Genomic DNA, 17,783 nt, shown 5'->3' on the forward strand with positions numbered 1-17,783 from the left:
CCAATGACCCAATGACCCAATGACCCAATGACCCAATGACCCAATGACCCAATGACCCAATGACCCAATGACCCAATTAATGCACATCCGTAATTACCACATCACTTTTCATTACCGTTGGGATAATTAATCCGCCGGGCGTTTTGGGGTTATCTTTTATTTCGGTAGTGCCGCCAATGCTTTGTAAAATGCTGGCCTGTTTAACCCAGCCGGTTATGTTATCTACCACAATATCGGCCGATCGTGTACCTTCTAAATTGTATTTTAAGGGCACGCCATTGGTTACTATAAAATCATACCGGTTTAAATAAGTAATGGTGGAGTTTACATGGATCTGGTAAAAGGTTTCGGTAATGTCCCGCAGTTCGTAAATCGAATGTACATTGGCCGGCCTGGCGCTTTCCAGTTGGGTATTGCTGATCCAAAAAGCATTTTTCTTTACCGGTACTGATGGGAAAATAGCCGTCCCCATTTCAAAATTACTGCGGAACGCCCGCCCGCCGAACGACTGCTCCATCAGGCTTTTGATCTGTGCTTTTTGATCGGCGGGTAGTTTGGGGAAATTAACAAGTATCCTGTCGAAAACAGAACTGATGTTTCCTAACGCCTGTAAATTGCCGGTTTTGGTAAGTACTAAAGCTACAGGCTGATTTTTAAAGGCGGCAAATACGGCAGAAACCGGGTCGGCCGGGTTCACATTTTCCGAACTGTATTGCGTAGTACCGGTAGGTAATTCCATTTTAAGCGAGAGGCTTTGGTAACGCATCTCCATATCGTACAAACTATCGCGTATGTTAGTTACCTTAAAAGCTATGCGGCAGGTAATGGTAGTATTAAGGGTAGTTTTTTGATTTTTAACTGTTTGCATTACCGAGGCATTGGCCGTTGTAATATTATAATAGGTAACTCCCTTAACCAGGTTCAGGGCCAGTTTAACATATTGCGCCCGGCAGGCTATGGTTGATAGCAGTAGAAATAAGATTAACCCAATGCTTTTCTTCATGCGCAATTTTAACAATAATGTTTTGATGGTAAAACGCCGGGAATTGATTTAACGTACAAATTGTTTGGCTAAAGCTACTTGCCCGGTTTAGCATCCCGTCCCATAAATGGGACGGCAATGAATTAGGATGGGTATGTAGTTAATATAGCTCGTAATTATTCATTGCCGTTGGCTTCAGCCAACGGATAGCTGCCCACCAACCAGTGGGCTTTAGCCCAACAAATCCCGCAAAAAATAATTTCTGAAATTCTTGTAACATTCCTGTAACGCCATTATCATAATATCGATTTTATAGCCGAGGTACTCAAAATGCTATAATTCTCGTTCCCGATCCGCACCTTAAGGATCACGCATAAAAAAAATATCTAACAAAATTTCTTAAACAAAATGAATGATTTAATTATCCACCTGTGGTGGGCTGTGCCCGTTGTGGCCGCTGTGTTGCTTTACAAATCTGTATTGCGCGTATTTTTTGGTATGATCATCGTACCTGATGACCGTATTGGTTTGGTTGTTAAAAAGTTTACCCTTTATGGGGATAACCGTATGCCCGATGGCCGTATTATTGCCACCCATGGCGAGGCCGGTATGCAGGCTAAACCGCTGGCCCCGGGCCTGTACTGGCGTATGTGGCCATGGCAGTATAGTATTACCATGGAGGCTTTTACCATTATAGAACAAGGCAAGCTTGGACTGGTAAAAGCAAAGGACGGCGCGCCAATGGATACCGGCCGTGTGCTGGGTAAACCGGTTGATTGCGATAAGTTTCAGGATGCGCAGGCATTCCTCGAAAATAATGGACAAAGGGGCCCTCAGGCTGCTTTCTTAACCCCGGGTAGTTACCGTATCAACACCTTCCTGTTCGAGATTGTGATGGTGCCCATTACCCAGGTGCACGAAAACAAGGTAGGTATTATTACCACCCTTGATGGCGAACCTTTGGAAAAAGGCGAGATTGCCGGCGGACCGGTTGTTGGTCACCGTAACTACCAGGACCCGATGGCCTTTATACAGGCCGGCGGTAAAAAGGGTTTGCAGGAGGATGTGATCCTGGCCGGTACTTATTACCTTAACCCCTGGTTTGTACTGGTTGAACAGGTGGAGATGATGCACATCCCTATTGGCTTTGTGGGCGTGGTCAACTCGTTCGTTGGGCCGGAAGGTAAGGATACCAGCGGTATGGGTTTTAAACACGGTAACATTGTTGCCCGTAACGAAAAGGGTGTTTGGAACGATCCATTGGATCCGGGTAAACATCCGGTGAACATTTATACCCACACGGTGGAGATCGTCCCTACAACCAACATTGTGCTGAACTGGGCTAATAGTCGCACCGAATCGCACGAGTTGGATAAAAACCTGTGTACCATAAGCGTACGTTCGTCAGATGGTTTTACTTTCAATCTCGACGTATCGCAGATCATCCACATCCCGCATAACGAGGCGCCAAAGGTTATCGCCCGTTTTGGTAACATGAAGAACCTGGTATCGCAGGTATTGGAACCTACTATTGCCAACTACTTTCGTAACTCGGCCCAAAAAAGTGGTGTGATTGAGTTTTTAACCAACCGTTCGCAAAGGCAGGAGGATGCCAAGAACCAGATAGCTGCGGTATTGAGCGCTTATAACGTGGAAGGTGTGGATACGCTGATAGGTGACATTGTGCCGCCCGAAGCATTGATGAAAACGCTTACCGACCGTAAAATAGCCGAGGAGGAAAAGACAACCTACGAGATACAGCGTAACGCGCAGATAGAACGTAAGGAGTTTGAAAGCGCCAAAGCTGGTGCCGATATGCAGCCCGAGGTGGTAAAATCAACCCGCCAGGTTGAGATCAACACCCAGATGGCCGCTGCAAAGGTAGCCAGTGCAAAAGGTGATGCCGAATCCAAAACCATTAACGCCAAGGCCGATGCCGAAGTGCAAACCATTAACTCAAAGGCCAATGCCTTAGCCACCGAAGTTAACGGTAATGCCGATGCCGGTAAAATTAAAGCCATCGGTTTGGCCGAAGCCGAGGTAACCAAACAAAAGACCGAAGCCATGGGTACCGAACAATACGCTATAGTGCGTGTAGCTGAAGCCCTTGCCCAAAACGGCGTGAAACTGGTGCCCGAGATATTGGTAAGCGGTCAAAACGGCGGCGGCAACGGCCTGATAGATGCCCTGATAGGCAGCGAAATGCTGAAGAAGCTGAAGGAGGAGAATGGGAAGCGGGTAGCTGATAGGACTGAATAAACAGAAAGATGAGTAAGACTTACGAAGTTTTAAAACTTCGTAAGCCTGAAATTCCTACCCCCAACGTCATCTAAGGCCGTTGTTGGAGTTGTCTCCAACAACACAGGTGGTGGCCTCGTCGTTGAGGGTTGCCAAAAGTATAGTTGTTGGAGACAACTCCAACAACGGCGGAGGAGGGGTTTCATCAAGCGTAATAAACCCCTCCCTGCCATCGCACAATCAGCCGCACCCCTCCCCGTGGGAGGGAACTGAAAATCTTCCGAACACTTGTCGGCCAGAGCCGAGCGACTGCAAAGTTGCCTGTGGGGTGCTGAAACAAGTTCAGCATGACGATAATATAAAAGCGAAGCTTTTAAAGAACCCTCTCCTTTGGAGAGGGCAGGGTGAGGCCCTCTAAATAAAACGGTCCCCGGTTACCCCGGGGCCGTTTTCCATTAAACTAAACTAAAAATAACTATTTTTTATTAACTGATTAGTGCAGATCCTTTTGATGTGGGTTTATGCGAGCCCCAAAGTATGGTCAGTTGTACGGTACTGCAATACCTTTTGGCGGCTTCGATAAAGTTTTTGGTGGCAATTTCGCGGCAATCCTTTTCCAGCATCTGGCGGTTAAAGGTGCCATACCAAACGTTGTTTAACTCATCGTCAGAGCCAATTACGCGCGTCCAGTTGCGCTGGTTTAGTATAGCGTATATTTCGCTGGCCTGTTCTTCAGTAGTCCCCGGGAATTCGGCGCATACCATAATGTGGTTCATATTCTTGTTTTTATAGGTTAGATGCATTGCTTTTATTTAATCTTTTTTGCTCTGTTTTAATAAGGGCGTGCACATGGCACGCCTTATTATTTTCCAAAGGTTGATGCAGGGTCGGTAATTAATTCCAAATGTCGCTATCCGAATATTAACACCTTTTTATTATTTTGTAAAGTAAAAGCCTTTTGCATGCAAATTCCACCGTGTTTTAACGGTATTTTTGGGGAGTTTAGCGGTGCTGATTAAAACAGGATAACAACCAAATGGCAACAGAAGTAAAATGTCCATCGTGCGGTACGGCATTTCCTTTAGAGGAAGTAATGGCCGAGGAATATAAAAAAGACCTGCGCATAAAAATGCAGGAATATACCATTAAAAAGGAACAGGAATACAGTAACAAACTGCAGGAGTTTACCATAAAGGAACAGCAGCAGCAACAAGCCTTTGAGCAGCGCCTGCATAACGAAAAGAAAGCTTTGCAGCTTACCCTGGAAGAAAACCTGCGCAGATCCATCGCATCTGACTTTGAGAACCAGTTGCTGATGCTGCAAAAAAGTAAGGAAGAAACGGATGAAAAGCTGAAATTATCCCGCCAAAAAGAACTGGAGTTTCTGCAAAAAGAGCAGGCGCTGAAGCAAAAGGAAGAAGAACTGCAACTGGAAATGCAGCGTAAGCTGCAGGAACAGCGCGGCGAACTGGTAGAACAGATCCGTAAGCAGGAAGCCGAAAAATCGCAGCTGAAAGATACTGAACACCTGCTGCGCCAGCGCGAACTGGAAAAACAACTGGAAGACCAGAAAAAACTGGTGGATGAAATGAAACGCAAAGCCGAGCAAGGCTCCATGCAATTACAGGGCGAGGTGCAGGAACTGATACTGGAAGAACACCTGCGCAACTTTTTCCCTTTTGATTTGATAGGTGAGGTGGGCAAAGGTGTACGTGGTGCCGATTGTGTGCAAACCGTACGCAACCAGTTTGGGCAGGAGTGCGGTAAGATCATTTACGAAAGCAAGCGCACCAAAACGTTCAGCATGGAGTGGATAGAGAAGCTGAAGCGCGATATGCGCAGCATGGGTGTGGATGTAGCCGTAATAGTTACCCAATGTTATCCTAACGGTATGGATTGCTTCGGTCAGATGGACGGGGTTTGGATCTGCTCGTTTGATGAGGTGAAGGCGGTAGCCTATGTGTTGCGCGATGGGATCATCAAGCTATCTAACCAAAGTAAATCGCAGGAAAACAAGGGCGACAAAATGCACCTGCTGTACGATTACCTGACCGGTTCTGAATTTTCGGAACAATGGAAAGCCATCCGCGAAGGTTACCTCAGCATGAAAATGTCCATCCAGCGCGAACGCGATGCTATGGAAAAAATGTGGAAAGCCCGCGAAAAGCAACTGGAAAAGGTGTTGTTAAACGCCGCGCATATTAAAGGATCGATAGAAGGCATTGCCGGCAGTGATTCGATACAGTTGAGCTTGACTGATGATGCTGATGATGCGTTGTTGTTGGAGTAGACCGCTGATTTTAAATGATGGCGTTGATTTCGCTGATTTGATGATCATCAACGTCATCAGCGAAATCAAAAAATCAACGGTATTACATCAACAATATATCAATCCTGTGCGCGTGCACCATATTTAATTGCTGCGACCAGGCGAATAGCGTAAAATGCCCGTCCTGCGATGCTACCATGGCCTGGGCGCCGCGCTGATCGTACACAAACTGGGCAGCCGCTAAATGCCGGGTACCGCCGTTTTGGGCCGGGTGCATATATTGCGGGGTAGCGTCTGTAACGGGTTCGGTAACAATCATCCGGTCAACCGGCAAGCTTACTTCCGCCCGGGCCACTTTAGCGCCAAAGGCCAGCAATTCATTATCACGGTTAATAATAGTAGCGCCATCAACCGCCGTAAAGCCGCCAATAATATCTATCGCGTTACGCAAACTCTGTTTCCATTCAATTGTGCGTTTTTGTTTACTCTCTTTCAACAGATCGGCAATCACTGTATACGGCGGCCTAACCGGGTAGGAGATAGGGTGGATCACCGAGTTATGCCATTCGGTCGATCCGGTAGGGACGATCAATACCAGGCCGCCGCGGTTATGCGCGCGCATAGTGGTAGCCAGTTCAACCAATATATTAAACGATCCGCCAGGGGCCGATGGTAGCGGCATATCCAGCAATGATTCAATTAATTCGGGGCAATTATCCAGGCTGATGTTTTGCTCATCAATCATTTTTATTTCATCGCCACGCAAAACACAAATATTAACAAACTTGCCAAAGCCATCCGTGCGGCGGTGTTTGATGACCAACAGGCCCGGTTCAACCACTTCCAGCACAAAGCAGATACCGGGGATCTGATGGGTGGTGCCCCAAACATGCAAAGCATCGTTATCATACCAAACGCCCAGGTGTATGCCGGGTTGCTCAACAGCAGGCGCCAGTTTGGTAAGGTAATGCGGGGTAAGGCGTAGCTTATTCTCAAATATCAGGGGCTTAGCGGCTTGTTCGGGCGGTAAAAAAGCAAGGGATATTTTAGGCGGGTGGCCTTCCTCGCGGCGCAGGCTGGCCCAAAAAGCAATATCTATAACAGATTCGATAACTGAAACAGAAGGCACACAAGCCAGTTCCTCTTCGCCCAGTTGGCGGGCTACTTCCAGGTGCCTTAACAGGTGGGCCTCAATTTTAGTAGCCACCATTCGGGCGGCCAGGTACGATGGTTCAGATAACATGCCGGCAGAATTATACGTGCAAATTACTTATCCTGTTTGATATTAGAACAAGGCGTTTGCAAATTTGACAAAAGACTGTAGCGTCAAATGATGAGCTGTCTCCTAATACTGGCTTCAGTCTGCGACTGGAGCCTACAGATGAAAACAAGTCTGTGACTTGTTTAACTGAGTATAAATACTGTAAATCACCATGAAGTTGCAGACTTCATTCATCCAAAGCCTCAGTCGCAGACTGAAGCCAGTATATGTTGTAAAAAAATGGCTTGACAATCTCAATTCTTTAACTAACTTTGTAACTCAAAGTACTTTTAAAATATGTTTAAATTTTCAACGCGATATTTTATCCTTACCATCCTGCTATTACTTACAGAAATATTTATCGGCTTTTGCCTGCATGATGCTTTTGTGAGGCCTTATGTTGGCGATTATTTGGTGGTGATGCTGATCTATTGCTTTGTTAAAAGTTTTATGGATACACCGGTTATCCAAACAGCAATCGGTATGCTGCTTTTCTCGTATGTAGTAGAGATATCGCAGTATTTTCACCTGGTAGATTTGATAGGGCTGGGCAGTTCCCGGCTGGCGGTAACGCTGATGGGCAACTACTTTGCCTGGGCCGATTTATTTGCGTACACCTTAGGAATAGCCACAGTGATTTTGCTGGAAAGGATCAGGATTAAACGGAGTATTGAAAAAGTATATCAGGAAGCATAAAGGATTAAATTATGGCAACGTTTGTAGATCAGGATCATATAGTACGCAAGATATGGGGCAAGGCCGATACCATACTTTTTATATTTGCGGGTTCGGCGGCTGAGTTTGCCTTAAATAAGGCGGTAGACTGGCTGTACTTTACCGGTAAACTCCCTGCCGATCCGCTGGGCCGGTTGTTTTCGACCGTGGCTTATGCCCGGCAGATTATATTCTCGGACAATGACGATGCTATTCGTGCTATTGATAAAATTACCGCCATACACCAGGGGGTAGAGCAGGCGAGGGGCGCCCAAATACCCGATTGGGCTTACCGCGATGTGCTGTTTATGCTGATAGATTATTCCATACGCTCGTTCGAATTACTGGAACGCAAACTTACTATACAGGAAAAAGCTGATATTTTTGATGTTTTTAACCGCGTTGGCCTGCAAATGAAACTAAGTGGTTTGCCCGCCGGCTACCTGCAATGGCAGCAAATGCGCGAGCAGCATATGCTGCAAGATATGATCAGCAGTGAATTTACGGTTGATCTGTACCGGCAATATAAAAAGCATTTGGGCGTAATCCGCTATTTACTTTTAAAACAAGTGCAGATAATGGTTACACCGCGCAGGGTAAGCCGGTTACTTAACTTAGGCAGGATACCTTTTATGCTGCCTGTATTGGCTGTATACAAAGTTTTCAGGATGATAAAGCTGGAGGGCTTATTAAAGGACGCGTTGCTGCCGCTAAAATATAAATCGCAAATAAAGGCGCTTGATTTAGTCCTGTAATTCATTAAGCCAGGCTAATGATGTTTTTTAAACAGCTGTGATTAATATTAATGAACAGATAATAAGGCGATTCGGAAACTAATCATAAGGCGGTTATCCTGCATAACAGGATGGCCGGTTATCATGATACAATTTGATACAGCTACTGTATTATTTGATATAGGAAAGCTAAAAAAGGAAAAAAATAAGTGTTTTACACCAACAGAATTTAAATAAAATAAGCTAAATGGAAGGCTTTAACGTATAACGCCAACAATTTGTTTGTAAAAATTCGCGCTTTTTTTTGAGTATAAAATATCGCAGGGCATTATTTATTGCAAATTTCAAAATGATTAGAACACTAACTACCATGTTTTGAAATTCAGGATAGCACAGGATAGTTAATTAAGATACTTGTACCTATCTTTAGTTACATAAATCAGATAGGTATACCAATTACCAATTAATACACTATCTGATATTTTAAACCAATTAAAACCAAGACTAAATGAAGCAAATTTTACAAAACCAATTATTGGGATGCAATTCGCATATCCCCGGATGTACTTGTCAAAAATACATTTATTAACGCGTTTAATTTAGCAGTTAAAAACTCATATTGATCTGTAATGCCTGCCTGAGGCTTTATTGGTCTGACTGTATATTGTAAACCCATTTCTCTAAATATTTTAATATGTATAAATTTTTAAAAAATTTATCCTGTTTGCTTTGCCTTATAATAATTTTTGGTGGATGCCGTAAAAAAGCATTTGACGATTATTATGGACGCCCGTCAAATTTGCAGCCACCTATATACCAGGTACTGCAGGCGCGTAATAATTTTAGCACCTTATTAGCAGTTATAGACAAATCGGGATATAAGCAAACATTAAGTGCTGCCGGTTACTGGACGTTTTTTGCTCCGAATGACGCTGCTTTCCAAAAGTACTTTACCGCCAACAATACCAGTCTTGATAAAATAGACTCGGTAACTGCAGGCAAAATTGTAAGGTACTGCTTAGTATTTAACGCGTTTCAAACCAATCACCTGGCCGATTATCAATCATCCGCAGGTTATGTCCCTAATCAGGCATTTAAGCGGCGCACAGCTTATTATGATGGTTTTCAGTTTGGCCTGGGCCCTGATGGTGCTTCGGGTGTTTATGTTTCAGAAAACCGCAATGGCGGCAATTATCTATATGGGGATAATAATAATAAATACATACCCTATTTCTACTCTACCTTTATGACAGCCGCGGGCTTAACCGCAACCGATTATAACTACTTTTTCCCTTCATCTACTTACTCAGGCTTCAATGTAGCCAATGCATCGGTTGTTAATAAAGATATACTGGCCGAAAATGGCGTCATCCACGAAATAGACCAGGTAGTGCTTCCATTGCCAAGCGTGGAGCAAAAAATGAACTCCGGTTCGCAATACAGCGTATTTAAAAGCATCTACGATCAGTATTTGATTAGTTATGCGGCTGATGCTAACTATACCCGTCAATACAATACGGTAACCAATAAAACAAATACCGTTTATGTAAAAAAATATTCGCCTTTACTGATCTACGCTCCCGGTAATGAAAGCTACCTGAAGGTTGAAGATAACGACGGGCAGAGGGACGGCTATACCTTATTTGCACCTACCAACGCGGTGCTGACCACCTACTTAAATAACGTAATACTGGAATATTACGGATCGCTTGCAAACTTGCCAAGTAATATCATAGCCGATTTGATGAATGCGCACATGTTTCAAACTACAGTTTGGCCAAGTAAATTCGCTACTTCAAGCAACTCAACCGGCGAGCCGCCTCGTTTTGATCCGGCTACAAATGTTATCGACAAGCAGTTTTGCAGTAATGGTATATTTTATGGCGTAAACCAGGTACAGCAGGCCAATGTATTTAGCACAGTGTATGCCAGGGCTTATTTAGATCCGGCTTACTCTATCATGACCAGGTTGCTCGACCTTGTTGCAAAAGCACAGATAACCAGTCCCGGTTTAAAATATACCGTATTTATGTTATCAGATGCTACCCTGCGCTCATTAGGTTACGATTTTAACACCGCATCAGGGGCCTATACCTATACCGTTAATGGCTCTACCATCAGCGGAGGTACCCCACTATCCTTATTAACAAGGATCATCAATTTAAATATCGTACCTACACCTAACGGCGAATTAAACAACCTGTCGGGCAATGGGATAGCCGAAACGCTTGGCGGCGAATATATCAGGTGGCGTAACAATACGGTATCATCTGCCGCTACTGTTGAAACCAACCAAACACTTACCGTTACAGGTTCAAGGGATTACAGCAATGGCCGTATCTATTACCTGAGCGGCGGTATACTGGACGGCGCAACAAAAACCTTAGCCGCTGATATACAGGCTAATGCCGGTACAGCCACCGCGCAAGGCCCTTACTACGATTTTTATCAATATTTGATTAATTCGGCGGCGTATAACCCGGGCGCTGCAGAGATACTTGGCGCACAGTTAGGCGCTAACTACACCATATTTATACCAACCCAGGCTGCCATGAAACAGGCCGTTGTTGACGGCTACCTGCCGGGCACAACCACCGGTACCGGTGCTGCAAAAGTATGGGCGTCGTTTACCTACAACCCTTCGGCGCCTACAGATAAGGATTTGGTGAGCAGGTTTATACAATACCATATTTTAAACGGCATAGCAATAGCGCCCGATGGTAAAAAAGGTGTAAACGGTGTAAGCTTCCCTACCATGCTTAAAAATGTAACGGGTGATGCGTTAAATCTGATCACATTTAATCAGATAGGCAATTTAAGGATACAGGACAGCCAGGCACGTACGGCTAACCTGACCCCGCCTAATAATACCAGCTATTTTCCGGCAACCAGCAATTACCTGGGTAACCGTGCATTGCTGCACCAGATTGATAATTATTTAAGATACACATTCTAAACGCTTATATCTTACACATGAGAAGAATTTTTACTTCTGTTTTTTACACAGTTATTTGCTTATGCATGTGTGCTGTTATGCACGCACAAGCGCAAACTGCTGAAAAAATACTAATCAAAGGCAGGGTCGTTGATTCTAAAGACAAACTTCCGGTTATAGGTGCTACTATTACAGAGCAGGATAAGGATAAGCGTACTGTTAGCGCCCAGGCGGCTGATATTGACGGTAATTTTGCCCTAAAGATCAGCGATCCGGCTAACAAGCTGGTGATATCTATTATCGGTTACAAAACTGTTATACTGGATATTGGTACCCGCAGGCAATTTAATGTGAATATGGTAAGCAGTACTAACGATCTGTCTGAAGTAACCATTACCGCCCGTGCACAAACCAATAACGGTACCGGTTTAAATATTGATAAGCGCGACCAAACCACATCAACAGTTACTTTAAACGCCAGGGATGTGGAAACACTGCAGGCTACAACTATTGATCAGGCTATACAAGGCCGTTTACCAGGGGTAGATATCGTATCAAACTCCGGCGATCCGGGTGCGGGTATGTCTATCAAAATCAGGGGTACTTCATCAATCAATGGTATATCAAACCCGCTTATTGTGGTTGATGGTGTTCCGTTTGATACCCAGGTGCCCAGTGATTTTAACTTTGCGACGGCTAATAACACCCAGTATGCCGATCTGTTATCTATCGCGCCTTCAGATATTGAGGATATTTCTATCCTTAAGGATGCCGCCGCCACAGCAGTATGGGGAGCCCGTGCTGCAAATGGTGTACTGATCATTAAAACCAAAAGGGGTAAAAAAGGCCCGGCAAGTATCAGCTATACGTTTAAAGGCACAAGTACCCAGCAACCAACAGGTATCCCGCTTTTAACCGGCGATCAATACTCATCGTTTATACCTGAAGAGTATATGAACGTTAATGGTACACCATTAAATACTTTTAATAATAAAGAGTTTGCTTACGACCCGCTGGATAAGTATTACTATAACAACTATAGCCAAAATACCGACTGGATCAAAGCGATATCGCGCCGCGGTAGTGTTTATGATAATAACCTTTCAATATCGGGCGGTGGCGAGAAAGCGCGTTATTTTGCTTCGGTAGGTTATAATAACCAAACCGGGACAACCATAGGTACCGGGTTAACCCGTTTAAATACCAGGTTGAATTTGGATTATATCGTATCAGATAAAATACGCTTTACTACTTTCTTTGCTTACTCGCACACCAATACCGCGTTTAACTATGCAAACAGTAACAATGGTACCGGCTCCGACGGTGTGCGCGCCATTGCTTCTATCAAAATGCCTAACAGCAGCATATATGAGTATAACGAGTATGGCTTGTTAACGCCAAGTTATTTTTCACCGGCACAAAACGTACAGGGTGTATATAGTGTAACAAGCGGTACTAATTATAACCCTGTTGCCATGGCTAATGCAGCGCAAAACAACTTAGTTACCGACCGTATTACACCACACTTTAACCTGGTATATAATATATCAACCGTGTTTTCGGCAACCGGCGACGTAGTGTTTGATATTAATAACAACAGGCAATCGCGTTTTTTACCGCAAATTGCAACAGGAAGGCCATTTACAGAGAGTACGGTAAACCGTGCATCCAATTCGGATTACGATACCTATAGCGTATCTACAAAGGTGAATTTGCTGTATAACCCAAGAACAAGTGATAAGCATTCTTTCCAGGGTTTATTCTCTATTCAAACAGAAGATGATAAGACATTAAGCCAGGGACAACTGATCACTAATACGGCAACAAGCGAGTTAACCGATGCATCGTCGCCAGGCCGTACCAATACCGATCCTGGTATTACTTCCGGGATTGGCCAAACACGCTCGGTTGCCGCGTTATTAAACGGACAGTATAAATACCTTGATCGTTATATCATTAACGTAGCGCTTCGTGGTGATGGCAGCTCGCGTTTTGGTTCAAATAACCGTTACGGCTTATATCCATCAGTTTCTGCACGTTATCGCCTGTCTGCCGAGCCTTTTATGAAGAAATTCTCTGGCTGGTTAGATGAATTTAGTTTCCGTGGCGGTTATGGCGAGTCTGGTAATTCACCTGATAAGGATTATCTTTTTTATAGCATTTATACCAACACTGCTAATAACTACTTAGGCCTTTCGGGCTTATATCCTTCTAACATTCAATTAAATAACCTGAAATGGGAAACCCTGAAAGGTATTGACGCGGGTGTTAACATCATTTTGTTTAAAAACAAACTGAATATCGATTTAGGTTTTTATAAAAACCGTACCGAAAACCTGTTAAACAAAGATTTGTCGATAGCTTCCTATAACGGCTATAGTTCACTGGCCTATCTTAACGTAGGTACATTAGATAACCAGGGTTTTGAATTAAGCATTTTCAGCACGCCGTACAAATCAAAAAAACTGCAGGTTGATTTTAATTTTAATATCTCTAATAACATTAACACGCTGCGGTCAATATCTCCTTATTATGCAACCTCAAGCGGTAATGTTACCCAAAACGGCCAATATCTTTCGGTATTGCAACTTAACAATCCGTTAGGGTCTATTTACGGATACAAATTTAAGGGTGTTTACAAAGATGCCGATGCCACTATTGCACGTGATGCCAATGGCAACAAAATTGTGAGCCCCGATGGCTCGCCGGTACAAACCCGTTTTAATTATCCGCAATCGGTTTACGTATTCCAGGCAGGTGATTCCCAATACGAGGATATCAATCATGACGGTAATATTAATTATCAGGATGTAGTATACCTGGGCAACGGCAACCCTAAATTTACAGGTGGTTTTGGCCCAACGTTTACCTATAAAGGGCAGTTTACATTACAGGCCTTTTTTAATTACCGTTTAGGCGGCGATATTGTAAACGGTACCAAAATGACCACTACTAACATGTACAGCTTTAACAATCAAAGTACTGCTGTATTACGCAGGTGGCGTAACCCGGGTGATATAACCGATATACCACGCGCGGTTTACAATACCGGTTTTAACTGGTTAGGCTCAAGCCGCTATGTTGAATCGGGCACATTCCTGCGTTTCCGTTCGGTTACTGCCCGTTACAACTTTACTAAAGATATGGCCAGGAAGATCCGTGCTAAAAACGTAAGTATGTATGTTACGGCTGAAAACCTGTTAACACTTACGCACTATACCGGTCAGGATCCGGAAGTTGCCAACAGGGGTGGTATATACCAGCAGGTTATAGATAATTCAACTACACCGCCGTTACAACAATATACATTAGGTTTATCCATAGCATTTTAACATTTAATACAGATAACAATGTTTAAAAATATAATTTATAAAACAACATTCCTGGCCATCATAGCCATATCTGCGTGTTCGTGCAATAAGTTTTTAGAGCTTCGTCCGCAAAATGGTATTACTGCTGATAAATTTTGGCAAACAAAAGAGCAGCTGCAATCGGCCGTAATAGGTGTTTACAGTTCGTTACTTACAGGCAGCGGTGGTAAAGCGCCGGCCGAAGTGTTTTTCCTGTGGGGAGAACTGAGGGCCGATTTTATTAAACCAGGCCCCGGTATTACAAACGATGAGGTAAACATGATTAATACCAGTATCCTGCCTACCAGTTCGATAGTGAGCTGGCAGCCAATATACCGGGTTATTAACTTATGTAATACCGTACTTGATTTTGGCCCTGATGTAATTAATAAGGACAATACGCTCACTCAAACACAGTTGAACAATTACCTTGGCGAAGTACTGGCCATCCGCGCCCTGATGTATTTCTACATTGTCCGCTCGTTTGGAGATGCGCCGTTGAAGATAAAATCAACAGCTACGGATGATGACCTGACCCAGTTGGCCAAAACAAGCCAAAAAGATATTTTGGCACAAATAGTTGCCGATTTAAAATTAGCCGAAAGCTATGCACCGGCAAGCTATAACAACAACGCGTCCGACAGAGGGCGTATCACCAAATTTACGGTGAACGCCATACAGGCCGATGTTTATTTATGGATGGATAACTATGCTGATTGTTATGCTGCCTGTGATAAAATAATGACATCGGGTAAGTATGCTTTAGTACCGGGTGACGCCAGTTGGTTTAACAGGGTATTTGCAACAGGTAACTCGGTTGAGGGGATATTTGAACTTCAATATGATACCCAGGTGCTGAACCCATTTTTTATCATGTTTTCGCCTACTGCCGGCAGATATCGCTTTTTAGCCAATCCTAATATTATTGATAATGTTTACACCGTAGATTTGCTGGTGCCTACCAATTTTGATGTGCGGGGTTTAGATGTAGCTATCCACGCTGCCGATCAATCGATATACAAATTTGTTGCCCTTAACGCTAACACTTTACGTACAACAGATATTTCATATGCGCACTGGATAGTTTACCGCTATGCCGATGTTTTACTGATGAGGGCCGAAGCAGCTGCAAATATGCCGGGCAAGGGGCAGGAAGCTCTTGATCTGATCAACCAGATCCGTACACGGGCCAACGCCTTACCTGCAACTATACAAACTCCATCAATAACTGATGTGCAGGGGCTTACCACTTATATATTGGCCGAACGTGCCCGCGAATTTGCTTTTGAAGGCAAACGCTGGTATGATTTGTTAAGGGTTGCAAAAAGAAACAATTTTGCCCGCTTAGATGTACTTACAGCGGCCGCTATAGAAAGCGTGCCGGCCTTGTATCAGCAATCGGCTATCAGTAAACTAAAAGACCCTAACAGCCTTTATTTTCCTATACCGCAGGCAGATATTCAGAATGATCCGAACCTTATTCAAAATCCATTCTACAAATAATCAATAATGAAAATTGTATACGATATGAAAAAATTAATGAATAGGATTAAACCCGTTATGCTGATGATCGTATCAGGCATAATGTTAATGGCCGGTTTAAACAGTTGTAAGCAAGATCATCTTACCCTGACTACAACCAGCACTGTAAATATGTACAGCTATTTGCAGCAAAATCCCGATACGTATTCACTTTTTCAGCAAATTGTTGATAAGGCGGGATATGCCAGTTTTTTAAACACATACGGTACCTATACGCTGTTTGCGCCAACTAACGATGGTGTGAAAGCCTATCTGAAAACCACTGGTAAAGCGAGTGTAGATGCAATTGACGCGGCTACTGCCAAAGGCCTGGTTAGTATTGCGCTAATTGCCGATACCTTAAGTTCACAGTATTTTACCGATGGTAAACTGCGTACGCCAACCACTATCGGTCAGTATCTGATTACCGGTAATACCACAGTAGGGGGCGTATCAAGTACGGTTATTAATAAACAGGCTAACCTGGTAAAAGCTAATATAAAAGTAGGTAACGGGCTCATCCATTCTATTGACAATGTATTGGTGCCAGCTGTTTTAACCGTGGCACAAACTATCGAGGCTAATCCTAAGTTCAGCATATTTACAGCGGCATTAAAGGCTACCGGTTTTTATGATACATTAAATATAGCTGTAGCCAATAATCCAAATGTAAGCAGGAAATACCTAACCGTTATTGCCCAAACAGACAGCGTGTTTAAAGCGGCGGGCATTAATGATTATAATGCTTTAAAAACCAGGTATTCAACCAAAGGCGATCCAAAAAACCACGCCGATAGTTTATGGCTTTTTATGGGCTACCATATCTGGCCCGAATTGTCGTACCTGTCCGATATTGCTATTTTACCATCGCACAGCAGCCTTGCACCGCTTGAAATAACTACCAGCCAGTTAGTAGGGCAAAATGTATTGTTAAATAACGACACCTTTAATGGTGTTTTAGAACCAGGGCAACAAATATACAGGCCTACCAGTGATGTATCGGCGACTAACGGTGTTATCCATAACGTGTTAAAAAATTACACCATCAAAATCCGTTTCCCGGCGCCTGTTTACTTTGATGTATGTGTACAGCCCGAGATTTTAAAAACTCCCGGCTTGTACAGGGGCAGTGCCAAAAACCAACAGTTTAACCCAGGTACATTAGCTGGTGTTACCACAACAGGATCGGCAAATTACTATGTAAACTATATATCGCAAACCCTGCCGCTTAGTACAAGCACCAGTGATTATTTTTATAATGGAGACTATATGAACATTGGTGTTAGGTGGAGAACCGGCAGCAACGGCGCTAACACTCTTGAATATGTAACACCGGTTATTGTAAAAGGTACCTATAAAATATGGGTCGATTATAAAAGACAGGGTTCTGGCCAGGTTACCCCGGTATTCTTTGACGGCGTTTCGCTACCAAACACATTTAATAATGTGGATCCGTTAAACGGAAATGAAACAGACGCGCAGGCCGAATCGAGAGGTTTCAAAAGCTATTCAGATTCGCCGGTTACCACCAATCTTGGTAGTGCTTATAACGGGCATGTGGGCCGCTTATTGGGTATCGTGAATATTAAAACCACCGATCGTCACAAAATTAAATTTGTCGCAACCGCCGGATCAGGCGATGCCAGGGTTTTATTTTTAGATGTGATAGAATTTAGGCCGGTTGATATGGACCAGATCCATCCAAGGCTTGGGCGCGATGGTAGTTTGGTACCATAAATAATATAAGCACATATAAATTATTTAATAAACAAACCGATT

Annotated in this window: 11 protein-coding genes; 8 read left to right on the top strand and 3 right to left on the bottom strand. The window is 43.6% G+C overall.

Annotated features, from left to right (window positions below; all coding sequences use genetic code 11):
* Positions 1-76: 76 nt before the first annotated feature.
* Positions 77-1,003: a DUF6263 family protein gene (locus AC07M6_RS07875; RefSeq protein WP_494888455.1), complete on the bottom strand. Its 927-nt coding sequence runs from the start codon at positions 1,001-1,003 to the stop codon at positions 77-79.
* A gap of 387 nt (positions 1,004-1,390) precedes the next feature.
* Between AC07M6_RS07875 and AC07M6_RS07880 the strand changes: the two genes are divergently transcribed.
* Complete coding sequence (locus tag AC07M6_RS07880) at positions 1,391-3,241, top strand: SPFH domain-containing protein (protein WP_494888456.1); 1,851 nt, start codon at positions 1,391-1,393, stop codon at positions 3,239-3,241.
* A 464-nt stretch (positions 3,242-3,705) separates the two neighbouring features.
* Here AC07M6_RS07880 and AC07M6_RS07885 read toward each other — a convergent pair whose 3' ends face one another.
* Entirely contained in the window at positions 3,706-3,996 is a 291-nt protein-coding gene (locus AC07M6_RS07885) for a hypothetical protein (RefSeq protein WP_494888457.1), read from the bottom strand.
* Positions 3,997-4,256: 260 nt separating this feature from the next.
* Here AC07M6_RS07885 and AC07M6_RS07890 point away from each other — a divergent pair, with 260 nt between their 5' ends.
* Positions 4,257-5,510, top strand: coding sequence for a DUF2130 domain-containing protein (locus AC07M6_RS07890; protein WP_494888458.1), 1,254 nt, complete (start codon positions 4,257-4,259; stop codon positions 5,508-5,510).
* 82 nt (positions 5,511-5,592) lie between these two features.
* Here AC07M6_RS07890 and AC07M6_RS07895 read toward each other — a convergent pair whose 3' ends face one another.
* Complete coding sequence (locus AC07M6_RS07895; RefSeq protein WP_494888459.1) at positions 5,593-6,732, bottom strand: putative sensor domain DACNV-containing protein; 1,140 nt, start codon at positions 6,730-6,732, stop codon at positions 5,593-5,595.
* Positions 6,733-7,047: 315 nt separating this feature from the next.
* Between AC07M6_RS07895 and AC07M6_RS07900 the strand changes: the two genes are divergently transcribed.
* The 6 genes from AC07M6_RS07900 (at position 7,048) to AC07M6_RS07925 (ending at position 17,741) form a co-directional block, all read left to right on the top strand.
* Positions 7,048-7,446, top strand: a complete 399-nt coding sequence (locus tag AC07M6_RS07900; protein WP_494888460.1) for a ribosomal maturation YjgA family protein — start codon at positions 7,048-7,050, stop codon at positions 7,444-7,446.
* Between the two features lie 11 nt (positions 7,447-7,457).
* Positions 7,458-8,219: an oxygenase MpaB family protein gene (locus tag AC07M6_RS07905; protein WP_494888461.1), complete on the top strand. Its 762-nt coding sequence runs from the start codon at positions 7,458-7,460 to the stop codon at positions 8,217-8,219.
* 778 nt (positions 8,220-8,997) lie between these two features.
* Positions 8,998-11,154: a fasciclin domain-containing protein gene (locus tag AC07M6_RS07910; protein ID WP_494888462.1), complete on the top strand. Its 2,157-nt coding sequence runs from the start codon at positions 8,998-9,000 to the stop codon at positions 11,152-11,154.
* A gap of 77 nt (positions 11,155-11,231) precedes the next feature.
* The gene (locus AC07M6_RS07915; protein ID WP_494888463.1) at positions 11,232-14,465 is read left to right on the top strand and encodes a SusC/RagA family TonB-linked outer membrane protein; all 3,234 of its coding nucleotides are present in this window, start codon (positions 11,232-11,234) and stop codon (positions 14,463-14,465) included.
* Positions 14,466-14,483: 18 nt separating this feature from the next.
* Positions 14,484-15,986 (top strand): RagB/SusD family nutrient uptake outer membrane protein, encoded by a 1,503-nt coding sequence (locus AC07M6_RS07920; protein WP_494888464.1) that lies wholly within the window; start codon positions 14,484-14,486, stop codon positions 15,984-15,986.
* Positions 15,987-15,992: 6 nt separating this feature from the next.
* A complete protein-coding gene (locus tag AC07M6_RS07925) occupies positions 15,993-17,741 on the top strand; it encodes a fasciclin domain-containing protein (protein WP_494888465.1) in 1,749 nt (582 codons plus the stop codon).
* Positions 17,742-17,783: the final 42 nt, after the last annotated feature.

Source organism: Mucilaginibacter sp. GW821-FHT07H05, assembly GCF_059418485.1.